Annotated in this window: 26 protein-coding genes and 1 tRNA gene; 8 read left to right on the top strand and 19 right to left on the bottom strand. The window is 72.0% G+C overall.

The genetic code is table 11. The features are described from left to right. The first annotated feature begins 115 nt into the window (after positions 1-115). Positions 116-343 carry a hypothetical protein gene (locus VGN18_RS16870; protein WP_327540878.1) on the top strand — a complete coding sequence of 76 codons (228 nt, stop codon included), beginning with the start codon at positions 116-118 and terminating at the stop codon, positions 341-343. After that, a complete protein-coding gene (locus VGN18_RS16865) occupies positions 340-561 on the top strand; it encodes a hypothetical protein (protein WP_327540877.1) in 222 nt (73 codons plus the stop codon). Before VGN18_RS16870 ends, VGN18_RS16865 begins: the two co-directional genes overlap by 4 nt. On the opposite strand, the gene VGN18_RS16860 is transcribed toward VGN18_RS16865, so the two are convergent. The 9 genes from VGN18_RS16860 to VGN18_RS16820 form a co-directional block, all read right to left on the bottom strand. Further along, positions 539-2,020: a hypothetical protein gene (locus VGN18_RS16860; protein ID WP_327540876.1), complete on the bottom strand. Its 1,482-nt coding sequence runs from the start codon at positions 2,018-2,020 to the stop codon at positions 539-541. The two genes, VGN18_RS16865 and VGN18_RS16860, sit on opposite strands and share 23 nt — an antisense overlap. After that, a complete protein-coding gene (locus VGN18_RS16855) occupies positions 2,017-2,364 on the bottom strand; it encodes a hypothetical protein (protein ID WP_327540875.1) in 348 nt (115 codons plus the stop codon). Before VGN18_RS16855 ends, VGN18_RS16860 begins: the two co-directional genes overlap by 4 nt. A 171-nt stretch (positions 2,365-2,535) precedes the next feature. Then, on the bottom strand, positions 2,536-4,977 hold the full coding sequence (gene uvrA / locus VGN18_RS16850; RefSeq protein ID WP_327540874.1) for an excinuclease ABC subunit UvrA: 2,442 nt from the start codon (positions 4,975-4,977) through the stop codon (positions 2,536-2,538). Between the two features lie 41 nt (positions 4,978-5,018). Next, positions 5,019-6,254, bottom strand: coding sequence for a hypothetical protein (locus tag VGN18_RS16845; RefSeq protein WP_327540873.1), 1,236 nt, complete (start codon positions 6,252-6,254; stop codon positions 5,019-5,021). A gap of 150 nt (positions 6,255-6,404) precedes the next feature. Then, positions 6,405-6,481, bottom strand: a tRNA-Ala gene (locus tag VGN18_RS16840). 83 nt (positions 6,482-6,564) lie between these two features. Then, on the bottom strand, positions 6,565-7,260 hold the full coding sequence (locus VGN18_RS16835) for a hypothetical protein (protein ID WP_327540872.1): 696 nt from the start codon (positions 7,258-7,260) through the stop codon (positions 6,565-6,567). A gap of 167 nt (positions 7,261-7,427) precedes the next feature. Next, entirely contained in the window at positions 7,428-8,063 is a 636-nt protein-coding gene (locus VGN18_RS16830) for a GNAT family protein (protein WP_327540871.1), read from the bottom strand. A gap of 3 nt (positions 8,064-8,066) precedes the next feature. Next, positions 8,067-9,308 (bottom strand): gephyrin-like molybdotransferase Glp, encoded by a 1,242-nt coding sequence (gene glp, locus VGN18_RS16825; protein ID WP_327540870.1) that lies wholly within the window; start codon positions 9,306-9,308, stop codon positions 8,067-8,069. 58 nt (positions 9,309-9,366) lie between these two features. Further along, positions 9,367-10,260 carry a UTP--glucose-1-phosphate uridylyltransferase gene (locus VGN18_RS16820; protein WP_327540869.1) on the bottom strand — a complete coding sequence of 298 codons (894 nt, stop codon included), beginning with the start codon at positions 10,258-10,260 and terminating at the stop codon, positions 9,367-9,369. A gap of 30 nt (positions 10,261-10,290) precedes the next feature. Between VGN18_RS16820 and VGN18_RS16815 the strand changes: the two genes are divergently transcribed. The 4 genes from VGN18_RS16815 (at position 10,291) to mscL (ending at position 12,593) form a co-directional block, all read left to right on the top strand. Next, positions 10,291-10,824 carry a 5-formyltetrahydrofolate cyclo-ligase gene (locus VGN18_RS16815; protein ID WP_327540868.1) on the top strand — a complete coding sequence of 178 codons (534 nt, stop codon included), beginning with the start codon at positions 10,291-10,293 and terminating at the stop codon, positions 10,822-10,824. Positions 10,825-10,918: 94 nt separating this feature from the next. Continuing rightward, complete coding sequence (locus VGN18_RS16810; RefSeq protein WP_327540867.1) at positions 10,919-11,329, top strand: FmdB family zinc ribbon protein; 411 nt, start codon at positions 10,919-10,921, stop codon at positions 11,327-11,329. Positions 11,330-11,435: 106 nt separating this feature from the next. Next, the gene (locus VGN18_RS16805; RefSeq protein WP_327540866.1) at positions 11,436-12,092 is read left to right on the top strand and encodes an SAF domain-containing protein; all 657 of its coding nucleotides are present in this window, start codon (positions 11,436-11,438) and stop codon (positions 12,090-12,092) included. 60 nt (positions 12,093-12,152) lie between these two features. Then, positions 12,153-12,593: a large conductance mechanosensitive channel protein MscL gene (mscL, locus tag VGN18_RS16800; RefSeq protein WP_327540865.1), complete on the top strand. Its 441-nt coding sequence runs from the start codon at positions 12,153-12,155 to the stop codon at positions 12,591-12,593. Positions 12,594-12,610: 17 nt separating this feature from the next. Here mscL and VGN18_RS16795 read toward each other — a convergent pair whose 3' ends face one another. Beyond that, the gene (locus VGN18_RS16795; protein ID WP_327540864.1) at positions 12,611-12,781 is read right to left on the bottom strand and encodes a hypothetical protein; all 171 of its coding nucleotides are present in this window, start codon (positions 12,779-12,781) and stop codon (positions 12,611-12,613) included. A gap of 110 nt (positions 12,782-12,891) precedes the next feature. Between VGN18_RS16795 and VGN18_RS16790 the strand changes: the two genes are divergently transcribed. Then, complete coding sequence (locus VGN18_RS16790) at positions 12,892-13,188, top strand: Rv0909 family putative TA system antitoxin (RefSeq protein ID WP_327540863.1); 297 nt, start codon at positions 12,892-12,894, stop codon at positions 13,186-13,188. A 22-nt stretch (positions 13,189-13,210) separates the two neighbouring features. Here VGN18_RS16790 and VGN18_RS16785 read toward each other — a convergent pair whose 3' ends face one another. From VGN18_RS16785 to VGN18_RS16770, 4 genes are all read right to left on the bottom strand, one after another. Then, positions 13,211-13,657: a molybdenum cofactor biosynthesis protein MoaE gene (locus tag VGN18_RS16785; RefSeq protein WP_349259957.1), complete on the bottom strand. Its 447-nt coding sequence runs from the start codon at positions 13,655-13,657 to the stop codon at positions 13,211-13,213. Between the two features lie 61 nt (positions 13,658-13,718). After that, complete coding sequence (locus VGN18_RS16780) at positions 13,719-14,210, bottom strand: MogA/MoaB family molybdenum cofactor biosynthesis protein (protein WP_327540861.1); 492 nt, start codon at positions 14,208-14,210, stop codon at positions 13,719-13,721. Further along, the gene (moaC, locus tag VGN18_RS16775) at positions 14,207-14,698 is read right to left on the bottom strand and encodes a cyclic pyranopterin monophosphate synthase MoaC (RefSeq protein ID WP_327540860.1); all 492 of its coding nucleotides are present in this window, start codon (positions 14,696-14,698) and stop codon (positions 14,207-14,209) included. Before moaC ends, VGN18_RS16780 begins: the two co-directional genes overlap by 4 nt. A 17-nt stretch (positions 14,699-14,715) precedes the next feature. After that, positions 14,716-15,237 carry a hypothetical protein gene (locus VGN18_RS16770; RefSeq protein ID WP_327540859.1) on the bottom strand — a complete coding sequence of 174 codons (522 nt, stop codon included), beginning with the start codon at positions 15,235-15,237 and terminating at the stop codon, positions 14,716-14,718. A 226-nt stretch (positions 15,238-15,463) separates the two neighbouring features. Between VGN18_RS16770 and VGN18_RS16765 the strand changes: the two genes are divergently transcribed. Beyond that, on the top strand, positions 15,464-17,335 hold the full coding sequence (locus VGN18_RS16765) for a putative Ig domain-containing protein (protein WP_327540858.1): 1,872 nt from the start codon (positions 15,464-15,466) through the stop codon (positions 17,333-17,335). 127 nt (positions 17,336-17,462) lie between these two features. Here the strand turns inward: VGN18_RS16765 and VGN18_RS16760 are convergent, their stop codons facing one another. The 5 genes from VGN18_RS16760 to VGN18_RS16740 form a co-directional block, all read right to left on the bottom strand. Beyond that, entirely contained in the window at positions 17,463-18,362 is a 900-nt protein-coding gene (locus tag VGN18_RS16760; RefSeq protein WP_327540857.1) for a MerR family transcriptional regulator, read from the bottom strand. A 12-nt stretch (positions 18,363-18,374) separates the two neighbouring features. Beyond that, on the bottom strand, positions 18,375-19,898 hold the full coding sequence (locus VGN18_RS16755; RefSeq protein WP_327540856.1) for an NAD(P)/FAD-dependent oxidoreductase: 1,524 nt from the start codon (positions 19,896-19,898) through the stop codon (positions 18,375-18,377). Further along, positions 19,895-20,842 (bottom strand): hypothetical protein, encoded by a 948-nt coding sequence (locus tag VGN18_RS16750; protein ID WP_327540855.1) that lies wholly within the window; start codon positions 20,840-20,842, stop codon positions 19,895-19,897. Before VGN18_RS16750 ends, VGN18_RS16755 begins: the two co-directional genes overlap by 4 nt. Beyond that, positions 20,839-21,696 carry an SDR family NAD(P)-dependent oxidoreductase gene (locus VGN18_RS16745; RefSeq protein ID WP_327540854.1) on the bottom strand — a complete coding sequence of 286 codons (858 nt, stop codon included), beginning with the start codon at positions 21,694-21,696 and terminating at the stop codon, positions 20,839-20,841. The genes VGN18_RS16750 and VGN18_RS16745 overlap by 4 nt, the downstream gene beginning before the upstream one ends. Continuing rightward, positions 21,693-22,700 (bottom strand): alpha/beta hydrolase (locus tag VGN18_RS16740; RefSeq protein WP_327540853.1); only part of this gene is annotated, 1,008 nt, incomplete at its 5' end. The genes VGN18_RS16745 and VGN18_RS16740, both read right to left, overlap by 4 nt.

Raw genomic sequence — 22,700 nt, 5'->3', positions numbered from 1 at the left:
GAGCCACTCTCAGTTCGCTGTCAGGGACTTGTCGTGTTCGATTATTTCCCTGGCTTATCCACACTTTTCGCCCGACTGGAGCGGGTAGCGGTGAACCTGTTCAATTATCAGCACGATGATCGACACGGCAGTTTCGGGAAAGGTCGCGGAGCTGTCCGCGTGCCTCGACGGGCTGCTGGAAGCCGACCTGACCGCGTTGTCCTCGGTCGAGGTGGCGGGGTTGTTGTCGGCGTTGGAGGTGCAGCGGCGCCGGTTGGATGCCGTCGATGTGGCGGTGGTCGCGGAGGTCGGGGCGCGGGTGTGGCCGGGGAGTACGCGCGCTGCTCCACGCTGGACCTGTTGACCACGCTGCTGCGGATCGCGCCGGAGGAGGCCCGGCGGCGGGGGGACGCGGCCCAGCTGCTCGGGGCCCGGCAGACGGTGACCGGCGAACCCCTCGCCCCGATCCTCGCCGCGTCGAGCGCGGCCCTGGGCGAGGGTTCCGTGTCGGCCGCGCAGGTCGGGGTGCTCGCGCGCTGTCTGCGGGAGTTGCCGCGACCTACCGGTTCCCGAGATCGATGAGCGCGTACAGGTCGTTGCCCTGCAGGTGGGCGAGCAGGTTCGGCACCTCGGCGATGTAGCTGCGCACCGGGTTCACGTACCAGGAACCGCCGTGCTGGGTGGTGACGATGCCGATGTCGGTCAGCCCGCTGAACAGGTGCTTGAAGGCGGTGGCCTGGGCGGGCGTCATGACGAACCCACCAGGCGGCGTGCTGCCGCCACCGTTCGCCGGCGCGGCGAGGCCGGTGAGTTCCTGGATGAGCCGGTCCAGGCAGAGATGCTGCGAGCGCCCGGCCATCGTCATGTCGATGCACGATCCGTCCACCGAGATCGACACCTCCTGATCGGATCCGCCGCTGTGGTCGATGATGTCGACCTTCGTCAGGCTGACCCGGGTCCCGCCGGCGACCGGCGTGTCCTTGAACGCGATCGAACGCAGGGTCACCGGCGCGGCCGAGTAGGTGGCCCGGTCGACGATGAGCTTGCCGTAGTCGTGCAGCACGCTGAGCTCGTCCGGCGCCGTCAGCGCGATCGCCTGGGCGACCTTGCCGGTGAGCAGCGAGGTGATGACGCCGCGCACGGCATCGTCCGGCGACGAGGCACCCGAGTCAGGAATCCGCTCGGCACCCGTCGGCGCAGCCAGACGCGCATCGGTCGCGGCGTTGTCGGCGACGCTGTAGAAGAGGCTCGGGTACCAGGAGCCACCGGAGAGCTGGACGGCGATCCGCAGCGGCCGGCCGGCCTTGGCCGCCTCGCGGGCGAGGTCGACCGTCTGCTCGGTGCTGCTGCCGGAGGTCGGCATGTGCGTGGCGGACAGGAAGCGCTGGGTGAGCGGCAGCTTCGCCGCATCGGCGCTGACGTGCAGCGTGCCGCCGGTGATCTCGACGACCCGCACGTGGTCGTTGATCGTTGTCGTCGATCCGAACGTCAGGCCGGACGTCGCGATCTGCACGCCGCTGACCTTCTTGAGGTTCGCATCCGGGCGGACGACGTCGTTGCGCTGCAACTCCCTGACCGTGTCCAGGACCGGCGTCACATAGGCCGCCCGCTCCCCCGGTGGCAGGTCGTCGAGCACGCCGACGAGATCGCCCCTGCCGAGATCGTCGGCGAGACCCTGCACCGCCGCCCGCGGCGACGACGCGCCGGCGCTACCGGAGGTGAGCTGCATCGCGGCGTAGGTGGCGATGCCGCCGGCAGCGACGACCACCACGGCCGTCGACGCGACGAGGCGGGTCCGCTTGCGCTTGGGTGCCGGCGCGGGCGGCGCGCCGTACGGCGGGTAGCCCGGCGAGCCCTGCTGCGGGCCGTGGGGCTGCTGCGGGTACGGCGCCGGGAACACCGGCGGCTGCGGCGCCCCGTGCGGGGGGTACTGCTGCGGGTACGGCTGCTGATAGCCGGGCGCGTTCGGCTGCTGCGGGTACGGCTGCGGGTAACCGGGCTGGTTCGGCGGCGGCGGGGGCCAGCCGGAGTAGTCGGTCAACGGGTCCTCCCAAGGATGATCACGGGCATTGCGACGAGCAGAGTGGTCGCGGCGCCGGCCACGGTGACGGCCGGGCCGAGGCGCGCCGGAGCGACGGTGAAGCCGCTGCGAACGGTGAGCGCGACACCTCCGACGGTGCCCGCGGCGAGCGCGGCGAAAGCGGCCAGCAGCGCGCCGGCGCGGGTCACGCCGATGACGAGCAGCGCGATCGCCGCGGCGCAGGTCAGGCTGACGAAGGGCCACGCGTCCAGCGCGAGGCCGATCTTGCCGCCCCGCCGATCAGGTCGTGCAGCGCGCCGCCGGTGGCGTAACTGTTGCGGTCGACGGATCCCGAGCGCAACCACGGCAGGAACGTCCCGACGACGACGAGAACCAGGCCGGCGGCGATCGCTGGTCCGGGCCGCCCGCGCAGTGCGGCGAGCGGGCGCGCTCGGGGCGGCGACGGCTGGGACACCGCGGCAGCCTACGACATAACGCGCATTTGACAAAGGTGAGAAGCGGACGTTCTCGCATCCTCACTCGCCGGCGAGCGCCGCCGCGAGGTAGCGCGCGGTGAAGCCCTGGCCGCCGGCGGCGACGTCGCTCGGGGTGCCGACGGCCACGACCCTTCCCCCTTCGTCCCCACCGCCCGGGCCGAGGTCGATGACGTGGTCGGCGCCCGCGATCACGTCGAGGTCGTGCTCGATGACCACGACGGTGTTGCCGGTGTCGACCAGGGCGTGCAGCAGTCGCATGAGCATCGCGGTGTCCGCCGGGTGCAGGCCGGTCGTCGGTTCGTCGAGGACGTAGAGCGTGTGACCGCGGCGCGAACGCTGCAGCTCGGTGGCGAGCTTGATCCGTTGCGCCTCGCCGCCGGAGAGCTCGGTGGCCGGCTGGCCGAGCGTCAGGTAGCCGAGGCCGACGTCGCGGACGGCTCGCAGGCTGCGCGCGACTCCGGGGACGTCGGCGAAGAACTCGGACGCCGCGTCGACACTCAGGGCCAGGACGTCGGCGATCGTGTGGTCGCGGTAGCGCACCTCGAGGGTCTCGGGGTTGTAGCGCGCGCCCTGGCACGTCGGGCACGGCGAGTACGTGCCGGGCAGGAACAGCAGCTCGACGGCGACGAAGCCCTCGCCCTGGCAGGTGTCACACCGACCGCCGGCGACGTTGAAGGAGAACCGACCGACTGCGTAGCCGCGCGACCTCGCCTCGTCGGTACCGGCGAACAGCTTGCGGACACCGTCGAACAAGCCGGTGTAGGTGGCGAGGTTCGAACGCGGCGTGCGCCCGATCGGCCGCTGGTCGACCTGCACCAGCCGGTCGACCGCGTCCAGCCCCTCGACCCGGCCCGCTGTCGCCGGCCGCTCCTCCCCCTCGTCGGCCTCCTCGTCGGCCTCGCCCCCGAGGTGGTCGTGCACGGCCTCGGCGAGAACCCCGGCGACGAGCGTCGACTTGCCCGATCCCGAGACGCCGGTGACGACGGTGAAGACGCCGAGGGGCAGGTCGACATCGAGGTCGCGCAGGTTGTGCCGGGTGATGCCACGCAGCCGCAGTTCACCGGAGCCCGCGCGCGGCCGGTGCGCCGGCGGATCGCCCGACGGGAACAGGAAAGGGCGGGTGGCCGACTCGGCGACGTCGGCCAGGCCGGCGACCGGCCCGCTGTGCAGCACGCGACCGCCGTTCGTGCCGGCGCCGGGGCCGACGTCGACGAGCCAGTCGGCGTGGCGCACGAGCGCGACATCGTGCTCGACGACCAGCAGCGAGTTGCCCGAGCGGCGCAGCCGGTCGAGCACCGCGAGCAGCGCCTCGATGTCGTGCGGGTGCAGCCCGGCCGACGGTTCGTCCAGGACGTAGACGACGCCGAACAGCGTCGAGCGCAGGGCGGTGGCCAGCCGCAGCCGTTGCAGCTCGCCGGCCGAGAGCGTCGGGGTCGAGCGGGCGATGCTGAGGTAGCCCAGGCCGAGCTCACCGAGCACCTCGATGCGGGCCAGGAGGTCGGGCACGATCGTCGCCGCCACCTCACCCTCGGCATGCCGCAGCAGGTCGGCGAGCGCGGTCACCGGCAGCCGGGCCAGGTCGGCGACCGTCCGATCGAGGAAGGTGACGGCCAGGGCCTCGGCCCGCAGCCCGGCGCCGCCGCACAGGGGGCAGGCGGTGACATCGACGTGGCGCAGCACCCGGCGCCGCAACGTCGCGCTCGCGGTGTCGGCCAGCGTGTGCAGGACGTAGCGCCGCGCGCTCTGGTACGTGCCCTGGTACGGCCGCTGGATGCGGTGCGCCTCACGCTCGGCGTGCACGGTGACGACCGGCTGCTCGTCGGTGAACAGGATCCACTCGCGGTCGGCGGCGGCGAGCTCGGCGAACGGGCGGTCGACGTCGTAGCCGAGGGTCGCGAGGATGTCGCGGTAGTTCTTCCCCTGCCAGGCGCCGGGCCAGGCCGCGATCGCACCGTCGCGGATGCTCAGCGACGGGTCGGGCACGAGCGACTGCTCGCTGACCTCGTGCACCCGTCCGAGCCCGTGGCACTGCGGGCAGGCGCCCGCGGGCGTGTTCGGCGAGAAGGCGTCCGAGTCGAGCCGCGGCGCGCCCGGCGGGTACGTCCCGGCCCGCGACATGAGCATGCGCAGCGAGTTCGACAGCGTGGTGACCGTGCCGACGGTCGAACGCGAGCCCGGCACGCCGCGCGCCTGCTGCAGCGCCACCGCCGGCGGCAGCCCGGTGATCTCGCGGACCTCCGGCGCCCCGGCCTGGTGGATCAGCCGCCGCGCGTACGGCGCGACCGACTCGAGATAGCGCAGTTGGGCCTCGGCGTAGATCGTCCCGAACGCCAGCGACGACTTGCCCGACCCCGAGACGCCGGTGACCACGACGAACGCGTCGCGCGGCAGGTCGACGTCGACGTCGCGCAGGTTGTGCACCCGCGCGCCACGCACCCGGATGGATGCGTCGTGCCCACCGGCATCGCTCGACCCGCTCATCGCCCGATCGTCCCAGGCGCGAGGACACGTGATCGACCCGGTCAGGCCGGCACGGGGGTCGAGTACATGGCCCCGACCGAGGACGCGACCCAGCGGTAGGCCTCGGCGAACGCGGCGTCGAGCCGGTCCTGCGTGACCTGACTGAGCCGCGGCGCATCGTGGCGGCCGAACTGGAACTCGATCGCGTCGGCCACGAGGGTGCCGACCGGGCCGTCGAAGCCGAACGCGGCCCGATCGAGGTCGTCGGTGAGCGGCAGCGCGGCGCGCACCTCCTCGGCGCACACGCCCAGCAGCAGGTCGACCGCGGACAGCATTCCGGCGGCGAAGCCGAGCGGGGCCAGCGTGGGACACAGGTCGGCCGCCAGCGTTTCGCAGGCACGGGCCCGGATGAGCGTGGTGGTGAATCGGTGGTCGTCGATCGCGGCCGAGGGGCGGGCCAGCAGCACCGCCAACCAGCTGCGCGCCTGTCGCGTGCCGGCGAGGACGAGCGCGTCGTGGAGACTGCCGACCGGACGCCGCAGGGCGCCCCGCCGGCCGAAGGAGGCGAGGCGCATGACCTCGACGGCAAGGCCGGGGTGATGCCGCACGACCTCCTCGATGCCTTCGAGGTCGACATCCGGGGCGAACAGGTCGACCGCTGCCCGCAGCCGGCCGAGGACGGACGCGTCGATCGTCGCGCCGACGACGAGTTGCGGCATCTCCAGGGCGTAACCCTGGAAGAGCTCGAACCCCATCTCGACGAGTCCCGCCACGTCGCGGATCGACTCGACCTTCTCGGCCAGCAGGGTGACGTCGTGGGGACGGCAGCGCTCGACCATCGCCGGCAGGGCCTCCGGTCGGGTCTGCAGCACGTCGACCTTCACGATCGAGACCAGGTCGAGCAGCCGCGGCGCGTCGGCGTGCCACACGAAGTCGTCCGCCGCGAGGGTGTAGCCCGCCGCGGCCAGACCCTCGATGGCGGCGAACACGTCGTCGTCGAGTTCCACCGTCTCGAGGATCTCGACGACCGTCCGCTCCACCGGCAGAGCGAACAGCAGCCCGCCGAGCAACACCTCACGGTCGGCGTTGACGTAGAGCGTCCGGCCGCGCGACACGTGGTCGAGCCCGAGCGTCAGCGCGCCGTACACGACCTCGGCCGTCATCTGGAGCCCGTCGACCGGGCGGGCCGGGTTGCTCGCCGCGCCACGGAACAGCAACTCGTAGGCGACCAAGGAGCCCGCCGCGTCGTACACGCCCTGACGACCGATGACGACGCGAGAGGCAGACGCTGTCTGCATGGACCCGCCTCCCTGTCCGGGCCGAACATCCCGGACATCGAGGTAGATCGACCGGCCGAAGCCGATCTTGAGCGGCTTTTGGGGGATTCTGCCCGATTGGCCGGTCTGGCGGCTCGTCCGCTCGCGGCCGAACCGGCGAGCTGACGATTTTGGTGGAGCTGAGGGGATTCGAACCCCTGACCCCCTCGATGCGAACGAGGTGCGCTACCGGACTGCGCCACAGCCCCGTGGAACGGGAACGGACCTTACGGCCGCCGCCGAGACTATCAGGGGCGGGCCGCCGGCTTCGCGCCGACGGCACCCCCTCGGCTCAGCTGGCGCGGCGCTGCGCGACCTCGACCGGAGGTTGCTCGACGTAGAGCCCGGTGAGGTCGATGGTGTCCATGCTGTGCAGCTCGATGTCGTCGTCGTCGATGCGGACGACGTTCTCCGGCGCCTCCTCGAAGCGGCCCAGCTCCTCGGTGGCGTCGTAGCCGGCCGGGCGGCGCGAGGCCGCGCGGTGCTGGCGGTTCTCGCGCCGGGCGCGGTCCCGTAGCGCCTGGTTGCGCAGGAACAGCACGTAGCCGGCGAGGCCGAGCAGGAAGGGCGCCGCGAGCAGCCAGGTGGCGCCGCCGACGACGAGGCCGAGCAGGCCGAACACGATGCTGCCGGCGAACAGGACGGTCAGCGAGCGCCGGCGGCGGGCGAGCATGTGGGCGCGCGCCTCGGAGAGGTCGGAGCGGTCGGGCGGGTACATCAGCGCCTCCTGGGCGGCGGGCACGGGCCGGCGGGCCGGGGCGGCAAGCGTGGCTCGGTTCTGGTGAGGGACGAATACCTCGGTGCGGGCGTCCGCGTCGAGGGTGCTGCCGGTGGTGACGCTGCGGCGGCCGAGGGCGCGCATGCCCCGCCCCCACTCTGCCACCGAGCGTTCACGACGGCGTTCGTCGTTGCGGCGCAGCACCATGGGCACCACGACGATCAACCAGAGCACGACGAGGACGACAACGGTCATGAACGGCGACAACACCAGGCACCTCCCCACAGCGCACGTACCGCAACTTCAGTCACACCAGTAACACGGCTGCCAACAAGCTAATGAGCCGACCGCCCGGTTCCCGGTACGTGCAACGGCGTGTCGGCCGAGAACCTCAACTTGAGGTTGAGAAGCCTGCACCGTCCGTGGCGGGAGGGCGGTCACCGCACCCGGCGCCAGGCCGGTTCCGGGGGCAGCTCGGCGAGCCGGCCGAGCATCCGTCGCCCGCCCATCTCCTCCTGCGTCACCGCGAACGCGAGGTGGTCGCGCCAGCCCCCGTCGATGTCGAGATAGCGCTCGTAGAACGCCTCCTTGCGCAGGCCGAGCTTCTCGACGACACGCAGGCTCGGTCCGTTCTCGGGGCGGATGTCGACCTCGACGCGGTGCAGCCCGACCGGGCCGAAGCAGTGGTCGATGACGAGCGCGAGCGCGGTCGGGGCGATGTTGCGCCCGGCCACCGCGCCGTCGACCCAATAGCCGATCGTGCACGAGCGCAGCGCGCCGTGCACGACGTTGGAGATGTTGATCTGGCCGACGATCCGGCCGCCGTAGACGATCATGAACGGCAGCATCGTGCCGCGCCGGGCGGCGGCCTTCAGGGCCGAGTGCAGCGCAGGCCACGATCCGACGGCGTTGCGCTCGTCCCACGTGTTGGGCGAGGTCGGCTCCCACATCGCCAGCCACTGCTCGTTGCGCATGCGCACCTCGCTCCAGGCCCGCGCGTCGCGCAGCCGGGGCGGGCGCAGCAGCACCGGGCCCGCCGTCAGCTCGGCCGGCCAGCCCGGAGTGTCAGCCACGGATCACCGGTTGGACAGCAGGAGCGGCATGACCGTCACCGGCTTGCCCGCGGTGACCTCGGTGACGTCCTCGTCGATGACGACCAGGCAGTTCGACAGAGCCAGCGACGCGATCAGGTGCGAGCCCGGCCCGCCGATGAACGACACCGAGTAGCCGCCGGCACTCTCGCGGTGCAGGACGCCGCGGCGGTACTGGCGCACCCCGTGCGGGCTCTTCGCGCTCTCCAGCGCGGTGGCCTGGACGGTGGCCCGGTGCAGGCTGCGCTTGCCGAGCAGCTTGCGGATAGCCGGCCGGACGAACGCCTCGAACGACACCAGGCTGCTGACCGGGTTGCCGGGCAGGCAGAAGATCGGGATGCCGTTGCCGAGATGGCCGAAGCCCTGGGGCTTGCCCGGCTGCATCGCCACCCTCATGAAGTCGACGGTGCCGATCTCGCTGAGCGCCTCCTTCACCACGTCGTAGGCGCCCATGCTCACGCCGCCGCTGGTGACCAGGATGTCGGCGCGCAGCAGCTGGTTCTCGAGCGCGTCGAGCAGTTTGGTGTGGTCGTCGGGGACGATGCCGATGCGGCGTGCGTCGGCACCGGCGTCCTTCGCGGCGGCCGCGATCATGTACGAGTTCGAGTCGATGACCTCGCCGAAGCCCGGCCGGTGCCCGACCTCGATCAGCTCGCTGCCGGTGGACAGGATGATCACCCGCGGGCGGGGGCGCACGACGACGCGGTCGCGGCCGATGGCGGCGAGCAGGGCGAGTTGCTGCGGGCCGAGCGCGGCCCCGGCGGCGAGCGCCGGCGAGCCGGCCGTGAGGTCCTCCCCCGCGCGACGCAAGCACTCGCCCGACTGCACGGGCCGGTGGATCTCGACGCGGGCCATGCCGCGGTCGGTGTCCTCGAGCGGGATCACGGCATCGGCGCCGCTGGGGATCGGTGCGCCGGTCATGATGCGCATGGCCAGGCCGGGTCCCATGCCCGAGCGCGACGAGGCGCCGGCGGCGATGTCGCCGACGACCTGGAGGCGGACCGGCTGCTCGCGGCTCGCGTCCAGGGTGTCGACGGCCCGCACGGCGTAGCCGTCCATCGCCGAGTTGTCGAAGCTCGGCAGCGGGAAGTCGGTGCTGACGTTCTCGGCGAGCAGCAGGCCTTGGGCGTCGAGCAGCGTCAGCTCGATCGGCTCGAGCGTGCCCACGCCGTCGAGAACGGTCGCCAGGTGCTCGTCGACCGTCCGCAGGCGATCGTCAACGGCCACGAGCGCGTCTCCTCGGTTGTCGGGTTCGGGGTCGGTCTACTCCGCCGTCGGGCGGCGTTCAGCCGTCCGTCGGTTCATAGTCCCGCAACCATGCCTGGAAATCGGCTCCGATGTCGGGATGTCGGACGGCAAGCTGGACAACCGCCTTGACGTATTCGAGCCGATCACCGGTGTCGTAGCGACGTCCGCGGAACACGACGCCGTGCACCGGCGTACCCGCGTTGCACAGATTGCGCATCGCGTCGGTGATCTGGATCTCGCCGCCCGCGCCGGGTTCGGTCTCGTCGAGCGCCGCGAAGATCTCCGGCGGCAGCACGTATCGGCCGATGATCGCGAGCGTGCTCGGCGCCTCGCCGGCCTCGGGCTTCTCGACGAGATCGGAGATCGCGACGACGTCACCCTCGGGGTCGGCGCCCTCGGCCGGCACGACGCAGCCGTACTTGCTGATCTCGACCGGGCCGACGTCGATGAGCCCGAGCACGATCCCGCCGTGCTCGGCGTAGACGTCGAGCATCGGGCCGAGCAGCGCGTCGCGGTCGTCGATGAGGTCGTCGGGCAGGAGCACGGCGAGCGGCTCACCGGCGGCGAAGTCCTTGCCGTGCCCGATCGCGTGGCCGAGCCCGCGCGGCTCCTTCTGCTCGACGTAGCTGATGGTGGCGAGCTCGGTCGGGCGGCGCACCGCGGCAAGGCCGGCCTCGTCACCCTTGGCCTCGAGCGCCGCCTCGAGTTCGGGCGCTGGCGCGAAGTACTCGTTGATGGCCGTCTTGCCTGCGCTCACGACGAGCAGCACCTCGCTGATGTCGTTGTCGGCGGCCTCGCCGATGACGATCTCGAGCGTCGGAGTCGTGACGATCGGCGCCAGTTCCTTGGGCACCGCCTTGGTCAGCGGGAGGAAGCGGGTACCGCGTCCGGCCGCGGGGATCAGGGCCTTGCGGGGACGGTCGGTCGACATCCCCCGAGCCTAACCGGCGAGAATCGGCCCATGCAGGCTGCGACGGAGAAGGCCCGGCTGCGGGCCGAGCTGCTCGCGGCCCGGCGGGCCCGGCCGGCCGGCGATGTCGAGATCGCCCGCGCGGCCGTGCGCGAGCGGGTGCTGCGGCAGGCCCGGCTGGACGGCTGGACGTGCGTCGCCGCCTACGAGCCGCTGCGCACCGAGCCCGGATCGATCGAGTTGCTCGCCGGGTTGGCGGCGCTCGGGGTGCGGGTGCTCGTACCGATCACCCAGCCGGACCGCGACCTCGACTGGACGGTGTGGGGCGCGGACGGCGACGGTCTCGGGCCGGCCGCGATCGCCACTGCGGACGCGGTGCTCGTCCCGGCCCTGGCCGTGGCTCGCGACGGCACCCGCCTCGGTCGCGGCGGTGGCTCCTACGACCGGGCCCTGAGGCGGGCCCGGCCGGCCGCGCCGCGCATCGCGTTGTTGTTCGACGGTGAGCTGGTCGCGGCCCTGCCCCGCGAGGAATGGGACGAACCGGTCACCGAGGTGGTCACGCCGGCCGGTCCGATCCGCCTGTAGCAGGGGCCGGCGGGAATCCGATGTCGCCTGCCCGCGTTAGCAGTCGTACCCTGAGAGTGCCAGTCGAGTCGGTCCGTCGGAGGAATGCAGGTCCATGCCCACCTATCAGTACGCGTGCACCGACCCGGGGTGCGGCGAGAACTTCGAGCTGGTCCAGTCCTTCACCGATCCGTCAGCCAGCGAGTGCCCGGTCTGCGGCGGCCCGGTGCGCAAGGTGTTCTCGGCCGTCGGCGTCGTGTTCAAGGGCTCCGGCTTCTACCGCAACGACAGCCGTGACTCCTCGAAGGCATCGGCGTCGGCGTCGGCCAAGTCCTCGGGCGACTCGGGCAGCTCGACCAAGGAGTCGTCGAGCTCGTCGAAGGATTCGGGCTCGAGCAGCTCGTCCTCGGATTCCTCGGCCGGCTCGTCGTCGGGCGGTTCGTCCACGGGCGGGTCGTCGTCGGCCGGCTCATCGAGCTCGTCGACCGGTAGCGGCGCCGGCTCGAAGGCCGCCGCGACCGCCTAGCACCCCGCTCCGACATCCGAGCCGGATCCGTCCACAGCCGGGTCGGCCGTCCACAGCCGTTGGCTGCACCCGGCCGGACACCCGGGTCGGTGCCTAGCGTCGGTGCATGCACCTCGCCCGTCGCCTCGCCGCCCGCATCGGGCGGCGCTCCCGGCTCGCCGCCGCCGGCGCCTGCCTGCTGCTCGCGCTCGGTAGCGCCCTGGGCGCCGCGCGGCACCCGAAGCCGGCGCCGCCGCGCACGATGCCGGTCGTGGTGGCGGCCCGGGCGCTCCCGGCCGGGCACGTCCTCGCGCCCCGCGACCTGCGAATCGCCCGCTGGCCACCCGGGCTGCAGCCGGCCGGCACGGCCGCCGATCCGGAGCCGCTGCTGCACGAGACCCTCGCCGGGCCGATCGCGGCCCGCGAGGCGGTGACCCGCGGGCGCCTGCTCGGCCCCGATCTGACCAGCGGGCTGGCCCCGGGAACCGTGGCCGTCCCGGTCACGCTCGGCCTGGACGCCGGCGGCCTGCTGCGCGCCGGCGACCGCATCGACCTGATCGCGATCGCGGTCGGCTCGCTCGACCGGCCCGGGCCCGGCGGCATGGATGCCGGCCCTCCGAGCGTGGTCGCGGCCGGCGTCCGCGTGCTGGCCTGCAGCCGGGTGTCCGGGGCAGACGGGTCCCCGGTGACCCGCCTCGTCGTGGCCACCGACCGCGCGATCGCCCTGCGAATCGTCGGATCGCTGGGCACTAAGACCTTCGCGGCTGTCGCAAATCACCCATAGCATTCCCGACGAGGCGGCAGGGGGTCGCCAGGTGCTCGATCAACTGCAGCGGAGGATCACATGCTCAAGGGGTTCAAGGACTTCATCATGCGAGGCAACGTCGTCGATCTCGCGATCGCCGTCGTCATCGGCACGGCGTTCGCGGCCGTCGTGAGCGCCTTCGTGTCGTCGATCGTCACGCCGATCGTGAACGCGGCCGGCGGCAAGAACACCAATGGCCTCGGCTTCTCGCTCCGCCACACCGCGGGCGCCGCCTCGGGCTCTCCGCAGGACGTGCTCGGCAAGTCCACCTTCATCAACTTCTCGACGATCATCAACGCGGTCATCGTCTTCGTCATCACGGCCGCGGTCGTGTACTTCATGTTCGTGATGCCGATGAACAAGTTCCAGGAGCGGCGGGCCCGCAAGGCCGCCACCGGCGAGCCTGACCCGTCACCGAAGGCCGAGGACATCGTGCTGCTCGAGCAGATCCGCGACCTGCTGGCCAAGCAGAGCGCCTGACGGTTCGGCGGCGAGCGTCACCCGTGGTGCGGGGGACGCTCCCGTCGGTACCAGTCGTCATCCCGCTCCCCGGGCTCGTCGCCCCAGCCGACGTCGAGTTCATCGCGCGACACGGTCGGCAGGACGGCCTCGTCGTCGGGCCGTTCGGCCGGCTTCCGGGCGTGGGCTTCGTCTCTGCGGGCGGTCACGGTTCCAGTGTGCCGCCAAACCCTGAAATGCTGGTGGGGCATGGCAGTTCCGCCCACAGCACAGATCCGCCCACAGCACAGATCCGCCCACAGCACAGGAGGCATGAACCATGGTCGACACGAACAAGATCGCTGACCGGGCCAGCGAGCTGGCCGACCAGGCCGTGCAGGCGGCCGGTCCCGCGCTGGAGCGGGCCAAGGAGGTCGCGGGCGAACTCGTCGAGAAGGCGGGGCCCTACCTCGAGAAGGCCGGCCCCTACCTCGAGAAGGCCGGACAGGCCGCCGCCCAGGGCGTCGCCGCCGCGGCCGACCAGATCGACAAGGTCACCGGCGGCAAGTACACCGGCACGATCTCATCGGTCGCATCGAAGATCGAGAACACGCTCGACCGGACCCCGAAGGTCTGACCCGTCGCGCCGGCGGCACCGCTCAGGGGCAGTTGACCCACTCGTCGGTGCCGTCGGTGAAGACCTGTCGCTTCCAGATCGGCAGCCGCGCCTTGACCTCTTCGACGAGGCGGCCGCACACGTCGAACGCCTCGCGCCGATGAGCCGTGGCCACGGCGGCGACCAGCGCGACATCGCCGACCTGCAGCACGCCCACGCGGTGGCTGACGGCCAGGGCGAGGACGCCCGGCTCGGCCGCGAACTCGGTGGCGATCTCGGTGAGCACCTGCTCGGCGCTCGGATGCCCCTGGTACTCGAGCTCGACGACGCCGCGCCCGTGGTCGTGCTCGCGGACGACGCCGCAGAACAGCACCCGGGCGCCGGCGCGCACGTGGTCGACGGCCGCCTCGTGCACCGACGCGTCGATGGGCGCGTCGGACACCCCGACCAGGCGCAGCACCGGGTCGACGTCGCCGCCGGGCTGCTTCATCCCGGCCCGGGCGGCCAGGTCCTGCGCGAACTCACTCATCGGCCTGCCCTCGGCTCTCGGTTCATCCGACACCGCCGCCCGGGCGGTGGTCGCCGCCGCCCATCTGGTCGACCGCGTGCTCCAGCAACGGCGCGAGCACGGCCATGCCGTCGCGCACGCCGCCCGGCGAGCCGGGCAGGGTGACGACAAGCGTCGCGCCGATCGTCCCGGCCACGCCGCGCGAGAGCACCGAGGTCGGCACCCTTTCCCGCGACACCAGGCGAAGGGACTCGGCGATCCCCGGGATCACCCGCTCGAGCATCGGGCCGACCGCCTCGGGCGTCACGTCGGTCGGGGTCAGACCGGTGCCGCCGGTGGTGAGCACCGCCTTCGCCCCCGCCATGACAGCGTCGTTGACGGCGGCCCGGATCGCCTCGACCTCGTCGGGGACGATGCGCCGCAGCACGACGTCGTGCCCGGCCTCGCCGAGCATCGTGGCGAGCAGCTCGCCGCTGTCGTCGGCCCGCTCGCCGCTCGCCGAGCGGTTCGAACAGGTGATGACCGCGGCCTTCACGACGGTTCGGCTTCGGCGGTCCACTCACCCGTCCGGCCGCCGGCCTTGGCCAGCAACCGGACGTCGGTGAGCCGGGCCGAGCGGTCAACCGCCTTGACCATGTCGTAGAGCGCGAGGCCGGTGACGACGACGGAGGTCAGCGCCTCCATCTCCACGCCGGTGCGGTCGGCCGTGCGGGTCGTCGCGACGATGTCGACGCCGTCGGCCGTGAGTTCGAGATCGACGGTCACGCCGTGTAGGGCGACGGGATGGCACAGCGGGACGAGATCGGGCGTGCGCTTGGCCGCGGCGATGCCGGCGATGCGGGCGACGGCGAGGGCGTCGCCCTTGGGCAGGCCGTCGCGGCGCAGCAGCGCGATGACCTCGGGCGTGGTGGTGAACCGGCCGGCGGCGGTGGCCACCCGCGTGGTGACGTCCTTGCCCGACACGTCCACCATCCGGGCCGCACCGTGCTCGTCGACGTGGGTGAGTTCGGGCGGGGTCGTCACGCCACGACAGTAGCGACCTACCGCACTACCACGGTGATGCGGTAGACGCCCTGGCCCGCGGTGCAGCGCATGGCCTCGCCGCAGCTGGTGCGCGTGGCCGTGATCGTCGCCGTGCCCGCGGCCTGCGCGTGGTAGGTCTCGCGGGCCGTGCCCTTACCCGAGCCGGGGACGCCGGCTCGGCTCGGCGGGTCGCCCTGCACGACCGGCGCCGCCTGCACGAGCACCTTGGGCGCCGAGGCCTGCTGGAACTGCCAGTAGGTGCTGTGCAGGGTCACGACGACGTCGGCGCCGCGGTTCACCGTCAGCGTCGTGCCGGCCTCGGCCTCGCTCACCGTCACCGTCGCCGCCGACGACGCCGACGACCGGGCTGACGACGGCGCCGGCGAGGGGGGTGCCGAGGACACCGACGCGCTCACCGACGAGCCCGTCGGCCCGGCCCCAGCGCCGGAGGCACCCCCGGTCGCGCTGCTGGCGCACGCCGCGAGCGCCGCGGCGAGGGCGATCGCGGCCGCCGGGAGGGCGATCGGTCGAGCGTTCATGGGGGCGGTCCTCTCCTCGTCGGTCCTGTCCTATCACTTGACGAGGTGGCCGGGCCGCCAGGTTTCACACCTTCAGCACAGGTAGCACGAGTAGCGCGCCCGCTGGCAGCTACGTGACATTCCGGAAGCTGCCACCACTCTCCGTAACCAGCGCGCTCGCCCCGGCCTTAGCTTGTGCGCGGCGCCCCAACCATGAGGGGGCCTGTTCACAACCCAGGAGGTTGTTTTGAAGCTCCGCGCTCGAGGACTCACGGTCCTCGTCGGGACGACGGCGTTAGCCGCGGCCGCACTCACCGCTCCGGCCATCGCCGGCGCCAATCCGACGAACGGGGAGACGAATCCCTACTCGCCGGCGAACGGGCACTCCTACCGGCACGGCGTCATGCCGACCAAGTCGGTCCAGAACAAGATGAACGCGTGGGCGAAGACGCACGCGGCCGCCGCGGCCACTGGCACCCAGACGCTGTCCTACGGTGGCGGGGTCGACGGCATCGGCGTGCAGAGCGGCCACTCGAAGGTCTACCTGGTCTTCTACGGCAACCAGTGGGGCACCTCCTCGACCGACGCGAACGGCAACCTGAAGTTCAGCGGTGACGCGAACGGCGCGGCCGGCGCGGCCCAGCAGATGTTCAAGGGCATCGGCACCAACAGTGAGCTGTGGTCGGCCGAGCTGACACAGTGGTGCGACGGCGCGGGTGTCGCCGCCGGCGCGACCAGCTGCCCGTCGGGCGCGACCCACATCCCCTACCAGTCGGGCGGCGTGCTGTCGGGTGTCTGGTACGACAACGGGGCGGCCTCGCCGTCGTCCGCGACGGGGCACCAGCTCGGCGTCGAGGCGGTCAACGCGGCGGCGCACTTCGGCAACACCACCGCGGCGTCGAACCGCTACGCCTACTACGTGGTCCTCTCCCCACACGGCACCAACCCGGACAACTACCAGAGCCCGACCCAGGGCTACTGCGCCTGGCACGACTACAACGGTGACACCACCCTCACCGGCGGCGCGGTCGCGTCGAGCTACGGCGACATCGCGTTCAGCAACCAGCCCTACAACATCGACATGGGCGCGAGCTGCGGCGTCGGTTTCGTCAACAGCCCGGGAACCCTCGACGGCTGGACGATGACGCTCGGCCACGAGTGGCACGAGATGATGTCCGACCAGAACCCGGCGGGCGGCTGGACCAACCACACCGGCAGCTCGTACAACGGCCAGGAGAACTCCGACGAATGCGCCTGGCTCTCGCCCGGCACGAACGGTGGTGCCGCCAACGTCTCGTTCGGCTCGTTCGGCACCTACGCCGAGCAGGCGTCGTGGTCCAACGACACCAACAGCTGCGCGATCAGCCACGCGATCGTCGGCGGCGGCACCACCGGCAACACGGTGACGGTCAACAACCCGGGTAGCAAGACGGGCACGGTCGGCACCGCCACCAGCCTGCAGATGACCGGCACCGACTCGGGCGGCCTCGCGCTGACCTACTCGGCCACCGGCCTGCCGACCGGGCTGTCGATCAGCTCGTCGGGCCTGATCTCGGGCACGCCGTCGACGGCCGGCACCTACTCGGTCACCGTGACCGCGAAGGACAGCACCAACGCCTCGGGCAGCGCCTCGTTCACCTGGACGATCAGCACCTCGGGCGGCGGCTGCGCCAGCCCGGGCCAGAAGCTGCTCAACCCGGGCTTCGAGTCGGGGGCGACCAACTGGTCGCAGACCTCTGGCGTCATCAACACCGACGGCGCGCACTCGCGCACCGGCGTCGGCTACTCCTGGCTCGACGGGTACGGCACCACGCACACCGACACGATCTCGCAGTCCGTCACGATCCCGGCGGGTTGCTCGGCCGTGCTGACCTATTACCTGTCGGTCTCGACGGCGGAGACCACCACCACCTCGGCGTACGACACGTTGTCGGTCTCGGTCAACGGCACCAAGGTGGGGTCGACGTACTCCAACCTCAACGCCGGCGGGTACGCCCAGCGGCAGGTCACGCTCTCGTCCTACGCGGGCCAGACGGTGACCATCAAGTGGACGGGCACCGAGGACGTCAGCCTCGCGACCTCGTTCTTCGTCGACGACACGGCGCTGACCGTGAGCTGACCGGCATCCCCCCGAGGCGGCGGGCCATCCCTTCGGGGGTGGCCCGCCGTTCCGTTCCGCGGCCCCGGCGGAACCTGATCGTCATGACGCCACGCCGTCCCGGGGCCGGCCGGGCATGAAGATCGACTCAGCCGGCGCTCTTGCGCGCGGCCTCGGGCCCCATCAGCTGGATCAGGTAGTCGCCCAGCATGTCCTCGACGGTGTGCTCGAGGGAGGCCGCGATGCTCGCCGTCACCGAGGTCATCGCCAGGGTGCGGAAGCGCACCAGCATGGTGATCAGCTCGGTGACGTCCTGGCTGCTCGGCTCCGACGCCGGGTCGAACTGCTCGGCCACGTGCTTGGCTCCGGCCCGGACGAGCAGCCGGCTGATCTCGTCGATCGCCGGCTGCAGCTGCTCGTGCAGTTCGAGCACGATCGCGAGCGGCATGCCATAGGTGCGCATCTCGGCGAAGGCGCGCAGCAGCTTGGGCCGTTCGGCGACGGCGTTCGCGCCGCCCTTGAGCCGCACGAGCCCGGCGTCGACGAGGCGCTGCAGGTCCTCGCCGCCTCCGGCGAGGTCGCGTATCTCGCGCAGCGGCATCGTCGTCGGCCGGTCCTCGCCCCACGGCGAGACGAGCGCCTTCTCCAGGCCGAGCACGTCGGCGAGGTCCCGGCCGTGCTCCCACGCGCCCAGCATCTCGAGGATGTGCGCGGTCGAGTAGCCGCGCTCGAGCATGGAACTGATCAGGCGCAGCCGGGAGAGGTGGGTGTCGTCGAAGAGCGCGACGCGTCCCGAGCGGCGCGGCGGGTGCAGCAGGCCGCGCTCCTGGTAGGCCCGGATGTTGCGGGTGGTCACGCCGGAGACCCGGGCGAGATCGTCGATGCGGTACTCGGCGGAGGTGACCCGCGGGGTTGTCTGGTGGCGCACCGAGCGCAGCAGCTGGGTGACGGCCGCGCCGACCGCCGCCCGCGGGCTGCGCGCGAGATCCCGCGGCCCCCGCCGCAGCGCCTCGAGGATCGCCTCGACGGTTGCGTTGCCCTCGCTCATGGCTCGAGTCTCCTACCCGACGCGGCGGTGTGGGGCGGCGGTCGCCACCCCACCCGGCGCGAGCTCGTAGTCGCTCAGCCGCCACGTCCGCATCTGGCGCAGGTACTGGGTGGCGAAGCCGGGGTACATCGAGGCGTTGAAGCCGTCCTCGGTGAGGTACCAGCTGGTGCAGCCCGACATCCAGGTCGTGCGGGTGAGCCGCTTCTGCAGCCGCCGGTTGTAGCGCTCCTGCACCTCGGCCCGGACGTCGAGGTAGCGCAGGTCGTTGCGGAGCACCGTCGTCACCCCGCGCACCGCGTAGTCGATCTGGCCCTGCGCGTAGACGAGCAGCGAGTTGTGGCCCGGCCCCGAGTTCGGGCCGGTGGTGAAGAACAGATTCGGGTAGCCGTGCGCGCTCGCGCTCTTGTAGGCCTGCGCCCCCTTCGCCCACTCCTGCTGCAGCGAGCGTCCACCGCGGCCGGTGACCGGGAAGGGCGGGCCGGAAAGGTGCACGTCGTAGCCGGTGGCGAAGACGATGCAGTCGACGTCGTGCTCGATGCCGTCGCTCGTGCGCAGCCCGCGGGGCGAGAGCGTGGCGATGGGCCAGGTGATGAGCTTGCAGTTGTCGGCCTGCAGCGCCGGGTAGTAGTCGCTCGACATGAGCATGCGCTTGCAGCCCGGACGGAAGTCGGGCGTGAGCTGCCGCCGCAGCCACGGGTCCTTCACCTGATGGTGCAGGTGCGCCTTCGCCGCCCGAGCGACGAGCGTCGTGACCGGCGAGTCCCACACGAGCCCGGTCGCCATCGCCTCGTGGCCGAGGAACAGCGCCGAGCGGGCCGCCTGCTGCGCCACCGGCACCTTCGCGAACAGGCCCTGCGCCAGCTTCGGCGTGGCGAAGTCGACCCGCGGCAGCACCCAGCCCGGGGTGCGCTGGAAGACCTTCACCGACTCGGCCGTCTTCACCAGTTCGGGGATGATCTGCACCGCGCTGGCCCCGGTGCCGATCACCGCGACCCGCTTACCGGCCAGGTCGTAGTCGTGGTCCCACCGGGCGCTGAGGATCTTCTTGCCCGCGTAGGTGTCGAGGCCGCGGATCGCCGGGAAGCTCGCGTCGGCCAGCGGCCCCGAGGCGACGACGACGGTGCGGGCGCGCCGATCACCACGGTCGGTCGCGAGCGTCCACACGCCCTCGTCCTCGTCGAAGGACAGGCCCTCGACGGTCGTCCCGAACTCGATGAACCGGCGCAGGTCGAACCGGTCGGTCATCTCCTCGATGTGGGCGCAGATCTCCTCGCTCGGCGAGTACGTGCGCGACCACGACGGGTTCCTGGCGAACGAGAACGAGTACAGCAGCGACGGGATGTCGCAGGCCGCGCCCGGATAGGTGTTGTCGCGCCACGTGCCCCCGACGCGGTCGCTGCGCTCGAGGATCACGAAGTCGTCGACGCCGGCCTCGACGAGCTTGACCGCCGCGCCGAGCCCCAGGAACCCCGCGCCGATGACGATCGTCGAGTAGGTCGGCTGCGCCTTCGGCCGCCGGGCCGCCGTCGCCCTCACGCCACCTCCCGCTGGCGGGTGGTGGTGCTGACCGGCTCGTAGGTGAGCTCCTTGAACCAGGTCGGCAGCGGCTTGAGCAGCCGGCGGGGGTAGCGCTCGCTCAGCCACACCATCCGGTTGGCGACGAGGTGATAGGGGTGGTTCGAGTCGATGACCATCGCGGCGTGCACCTTGAGCACCTGGTACAGCGGCACGTACTTGGCCCGCTCGCTGCGGTCGCCGAGCTTGGCGAACCGGCTCATCGCGGTGTAGAGCCGCTCGGGCGCGAGGCCCATGTCGACGATGTTGTTGCGCATGCGGTTGAGCAGCGGCACGTACATGATCATGCCGATGACCAGTCCGGGCGAGGCGACGTTGCCGATGAAGTCGATCGCGAGCTTGCGCGCCTTCGCGTGGCCGATCAGGTTCAGCACCTCGAAGTCGACGGCGATGTGGCGCGACTCGTCGTTGTTGATCTTCTCGAACACCTGGTGGCACACCGGATCGTGCACCTCTTCGAGCAGGAACTTCAGCAGCGCGCCGTCGAGGGCCACCTCGAGCATCGGGATGACCGTGCCGAGCACCGACAGCGGCATCTCGTCGGAGTACCGGTCGAGCCACTCGATCGCGAGCCGGATGTTGATGCTCGGCTCGGGCATCTCGGCGTCGTCGATCATGTCCCAGCGGCGCATGAGCGCGAGTTCGGCGTTGGCGTGCCGCTGCTCCTCGGCGTGGAAGTAGCGGTAGATCTCGGCGAGTTCGGGGGTCGGCGCCTTCTTGGCCATCGCCGCGAACCCGCGCGCCCCGACGTTCTCGATCCAGCACAGGTCGGCCATGAACGCCTTCAGCTTGGGGCGGAACTCGTCGGTGATCGTCTCCGCCCCGGGGGCGTCCCAGTTGATGTCGGCCAGCGCCCACTGCCGGTCCTTGATCCGGGTCAGCATGTCGTTCATGTCCATCGTCATGACGGGGTTCCCTTCGAGGAGTCGCGGCGCACTGGGGACACACGTTCGAGCACGCCGGTGCCGCGGGTGAAGACACCGGGGGCGGCGCGCTTGAGGCGCCACAGCGCCTTGGCGTCGAGCTGCGGCATGACGTAGAGCCCGCCGCGGTCGTGGGTGTCGAGGGTGGTGCGCGCGACCCGCGCCGCCGACATCCCGGTGAGGCGCATGAGGGTGCCGGCGAGGCTGTTCGACTCGGCCGAGATGCGTCCGGATTCCAGGATGTTCGTCTTGACGAACGTCGGGCACAGGACGCTGACGTGCACGCCGGTTCCGGCGAGCTCGCCCTTCAGCGTCTCCGACAGCGCGAGGACGCCGGCCTTGCTGACGTTGTAGGCGGCCATCCGGGGCAACGACCCGAAGCTCGCCGACGACGCGACGTTGATGATGCTGCCGCGGCCGGCCTCGCGCAGGATCGGCGCGAACACGTGGCAGCCGTGGATGACGCCCCACAGGTTGATGCCGAGGGTCCACTCCCAGTCGGCCAGCGAGGTCTCGCCGACCAGCCGGCCGCCGGCGCCGACGCCGGCGTTGTTGACGATCATCGTCGGGGTCGCGCCGAACCAGCCGCGGGCGTCGTCGGCCAGCGCCCGCACCTCCTCGGCCTGCGACACGTCGCACCGGATCGCGACCGCCTTGCCGCCCTGGTCGACGATCGCGTCGACGGTGCGCTGGGCCGCCGTCTCGTCGATGTCGCTGCAGACGACGCTGCCGCCGCGCCCGGCGAGCTCGGCGGCGAAGGCCTGCCCGATGCCGCTGCCCGCGCCGGTGACCAGCGCCAGGGTGTCGTGCGATCGCTTGCCGCCGATGCCGATCATGCGGTCCTCCGGTGGGTGGTCGGGCGCGCGACGGCGGGTACCGCCGCGCTGAGGAATCGGGCCGCGCGGGCGAGCGCGCGGTCGGCCTCGGGGATCACGCGGGGCAGCGCCTGGAAGACGTGCATCTGGTCGGGCCAGACCTCGAGCTCGCAGCGGGTGCCGCTGGCGCGCAGCAGCCGGGTGACGTGGTGCGCGTCCTCGGCCAGCATCTCCAGCCCGCCGGCCTGGATGAGGGTGGGCGGCAGCGTCTCGTGCGCGGCCGGCAGGTGAGCCAGCCGGGCGTGCTGCGGGTCGTGACCCCGCGTGTAGAGCGCGAGCATCCGGCGCGCCGCCGCGGCCGACATCATCGGGTCGGGCCGAACCTGCTCGCGCCGGGCCGCCAGGCCGAGGGTGAGGTCGGCGATCGGCGAGAACAGCGCCTGGGCCGCGGGCAGCGGGCGCCCGGCCCGGATCAGGGCGAGGCCGAGGTCGATGGCGAGATGCCCGCCCGCCGAGTCGCCGGCGAGCACGACGCGCTCGGCGGGGTGGTGGCCGAGCATCCAGTCGAACGCGCGCTGGACGTCGTCGGCCGCGGCCGGGAACGGGTGCCGCGGGGCGAGCCGGTAGTCGACACAGAACACCGGCAGCCCGCTCCGCGTCGACAGCCGCGAGGTCAGCCCGCGATGCGTCTCGGGCGAGCACAGCGAGTAGCCGCTGCCGTGCAGGTAGAGGATCGCGGCATCCCACCGCGTCACGCCCGGGCCGCGCACCCACTCGCCGCGCACCCGCCGGCCGTCGGCGCCCGGCTCGTCGACCTCGGTGACCTGCGTGCCGCGCTCGATCGAGCCGAACGCGGCGAGTGAACGCGCGACGATCTGGCGCGAGATCGCGGTGCCGGCCGCGGTGGACGGCACGACATACGTGAGCGGACGCAGGGTGACCCGGGTCAGCTCGGCGGCCAGGCGGGCGCGGCGCGACCCGCGCGGCACAGGGTTGGACGTCGCGGGCATGGCCACACCCCACCA

The sequence above is a fragment of the Jatrophihabitans sp. genome (assembly GCF_036000465.1).
Taxonomy (GTDB): Bacteria; Actinomycetota; Actinomycetes; order Mycobacteriales; family Jatrophihabitantaceae; genus Jatrophihabitans.
This window is presented reverse-complemented; position numbering and strand designations above follow the sequence as displayed.